Consider the following 3262-nt stretch of genomic DNA (forward strand, 5'->3'; position numbering starts at 1 on the left):
GTAGGGGTTGGTCTGGTTAAGCCCAATCTCGTCTCCGTAGTAGAGGCCTGGTGCCCCAGGGAAAGTCAGCAGGATGCCCAGGGCCAGCTTGAATTGTTCGACATCCCCCCTCAGCCGCCACAAGGCTCTGGGAATATCGTGGCTGCTGATAAGGGTGTACATGGTCTGGCGGAGTTGCAGCGGCAGGGCTGTGTAATGATCCCACAAGGTCTCCCAGAGCTGCTCGGTAGAAACCTCCACACTCCAGCCGTACACGTTTTTGCCTGAAAGCCATTCCATCAGCGGGTTGGCGAATCCGGCGTAGTGCATCGAACCATCAATGGTGTGTGCCCGCAGGGTGGGCAGGGTGTCGAAGAACAGCTCGCCAAACACGAAGGCTTCAGGGTTTTCCTCCATGCTGTTGTGTTTGATCATTCGCAAGATTTCGCCATTGCTGCGGTCGGTGCCGCCCTCGCCCATCTGGTGCGCTACGTCTAACCGCCAACCATCGGCTCCCTTACGAATCCAGTGCCGTACCGGGGCATGGTAGCCATCAATCCAGCGCTCCACGGTGAGGGGGTTGGCGTAGTCGAGTTTGGGCAGGGTCTTGACGCCAAAGAAAGCGGCATAAGAGCCGTCGGCATAGAAAGTGAACTGCCCCGCCTCGGGGGAGGTGGGGTCTTGCAGGGCTTTCTGGAAGTCGGGGTGGGTGTTGCCGATGTGGTTGAATACCCCGTCCAGGATCAGCTTCATGCCACGCCTGTGCATCTCCTCCACCAGAGCGTCGAAAGCCTGGCTGCCGCCCAGGTGGGAGTCCACGTTCAAGTAGTCCAGCCCGTCATAGCGGTGGTTGGAGCGGGAGGGCAGGATGGGATTGAGATAGAGGGCCTCAATGCCCAGCGCTTGCAGGTAGTCGAGCTTCTCGATAATTCCCTCCAGATCACCGCCATAGTGTTGCAGTGGCCCGGCGTGCGGTCTATAATCCACAGGCTCGTCCCAGGCTTTTTTGACGATGGGACGACCCATATACTCCCACTCACCGTGTTGGGGGTCGTTGGCCGGGTTGCCGTTGCGAAAACGGTCGGGGAAGATCTGGTAAAACACTGCCCCTACCGCCCAGTCTGGTACGGTGGGCTGGGCTAGCAGGTGGAAGAACTTGTCATAACGGGGCATGGCCCCGTGCAGGCCTCCTGCGGTCAGGTAGGCTTTTTCGGTAGTGAGGTAGAAGCAGTAGCGTAGCGGCGATTCGTAGAGCGGCAGTTTGATTTCCAGTCCACCCTCAGCTGGCTTCAGGGGCCGCCGCTCCACCTCACCGTAGTGCACCAGAATCAGAAAACCAGCCTTAGCGGAGGTCTTCAGGCGCAAGATGATCTCCTGCCCGAGTTCGGGTTTCATCGGGCTGACACAAAAGGGTTCCCAGTCATGATAGTGCATGCGGTCTCCTGTAAGGGGGTCGGACGTCCGTACGATACCAGGCTGCGCTAATTGAGTTGGTCAACCTGCTGCATCAGTCTGCAAAACCGCACAGGCACAGGTGGTTTCAACCTCCGGCCATCTGGCAAAACTGCCTGATGCAGCCTATTCCTTCACCGAACCAGCGGTGTATCCCGACACAAAGTAACGCTGGAAGCCGTAGAAGGTAGCCAGAATGGGGAGCGAACCAAGTACCGCAGCAGCAGCAAATAGGCCCCATTTGGTGGAAAACTGCCCCGTAGTGAAGTTGCGAAGCCCCATGCCGACCGTCCAGGAATCCACTCCCGTGAGCAACAGGTTGGCCATGATGAATTCCGAATAGGTGCCGACAAATTGCAGCAGGAAGATGAACACAAACATCGGTGCGGAGAGTGGAAGCAGGATCAGGGTGAAAGCCTGCCACTTGCTGGCCCCATCAATCAGGGCGGCCTCTTCCAAACTCCGGGAGATGCTCTCGAGGAAACCCTTATAGACCCAGGTTCCAAAACTGATAATTCCGCCCGTGTAGGCCAGCACCAGCCCGGTAAAGGTGTTGAGCAAACCCAGACTCGAGATCAAAAAGTAGGTTGCGACCAGACCCAGGAAGCCAGGAAACATTTGCACAAAGATGAAGACCAGCAGCATCGGATAACGACCGGGGAAGCTGAATCGCGCAAAGGCATATCCGGCGGTGGCCGTTAGCAGAACTGCTACCAGCCCGGTAACGCCCGAGACAAAAAGCGTGTTCCTCACCCAGAGCACGAACTTGGACTCGGTGGCCGGGCCGGTGAACTGCTCGGGCGAAAGGAATATGACCAGAATAAAGCCCAGGATGGCAAAAACGGTCAGGCTGCGGCCCTGAATAAGCGCATAGGGGCTTGCGGATCTATCGTCGCCGGTAATGCGGCGATAGACGACCATGGTCAGGAAGATCAGCAGACTGAGTGCGGCAATGGTCATTAGTACAGCCTGGTAGGCATACAGGATAAACCCATCAAACAATTGAGCATAGTTTTCCCAGCTCAGTTGTGAAAAATCTGGAATCACCCTGGCCCTTACCAGCAAGTTGTCACTCGCCGGAGGCAGGATGCGATAGAGGGTGTTTCGAGGGTCGAAGGAAGCCGCCAGAATTTGAAGCACCGGGTAGTATGCCAGCAGGATCACCACTGCCATGAAAAGGTGGGTGAGGCCCTGTCCGAACAACGGAAATGGACTGCGCCTGCGTCCGTGGCGCATATTGTTGATACGTGTGACCAGCAAGGCATAAAGTAGAATCAGTCCGATTATTGCCAGGAGGCCGCCCAGGACATAGACCCAGCCGTGCTCGACCCGTATAAAGCCTGGGGGCGTGTTGGGCTGGATGCGGGCCAACAAGCTGGGGAAATACACAAACAACACCCAGGCCACCCCAATTCCAACCACCGCCCAACCGATATAACGCGTCACAGCAGCCATCAGCGCACCTCCTTGAGAGCGCCAGTAAAGCGAAAATTGATCAGGCTAATGGCGACCGTGAGAAAAAAGATGATGATTGAGATCGCGCCTCCCAGCCCATAGGCCATACCACCATCGGCTTGAAATGCGGTTTTGTAGGCCCAGGTGATCAGGATGTCTCCAGCCTGCGCAGTAGAGGGTCGTCCCTCTACCGCGGGCTGTGCACCCATCAGATAGATCAGGCCGAAGTTGTTGAAGTTGAAAGCGAATGAGCCCAGAACCAGAGGGATAAATGGCAGGCGCAACAAGGGCAGAGTGATGCCAGTAAGGGTCTGGAAGAAGTTGGCTCCATCAATTCTGGCGGCTTCGTAGACATCTTCGGAGAGATCGGAAGAGC

The 3262-nt window shown here is 56.7% G+C and carries 3 protein-coding genes; all 3 read right to left on the reverse strand.

What is annotated here, in order from left to right; genetic code table 11:
- Positions 1-1413: glycoside hydrolase family 13 protein (locus Q0288_RS17120; protein WP_299433333.1), on the reverse strand; the 1413-nt coding region annotated here is incomplete at its 3' end.
- 144 nt (positions 1414-1557) lie between these two features.
- The gene (locus Q0288_RS17125) at positions 1558-2886 is read right to left on the reverse strand and encodes a sugar ABC transporter permease (protein WP_299433336.1); all 1329 of its coding nucleotides are present in this window, start codon (positions 2884-2886) and stop codon (positions 1558-1560) included.
- Positions 2886-3262: ABC transporter permease subunit (locus tag Q0288_RS17130; RefSeq protein WP_299433339.1), on the reverse strand; the 377-nt coding region annotated here is incomplete at its 5' end. The genes Q0288_RS17130 and Q0288_RS17125, both read right to left, overlap by 1 nt.

The sequence above is a fragment of the uncultured Meiothermus sp. genome (assembly GCF_937863175.1).
In the GTDB taxonomy this organism is placed as follows: domain Bacteria; phylum Deinococcota; class Deinococci; order Deinococcales; family Thermaceae; genus Meiothermus.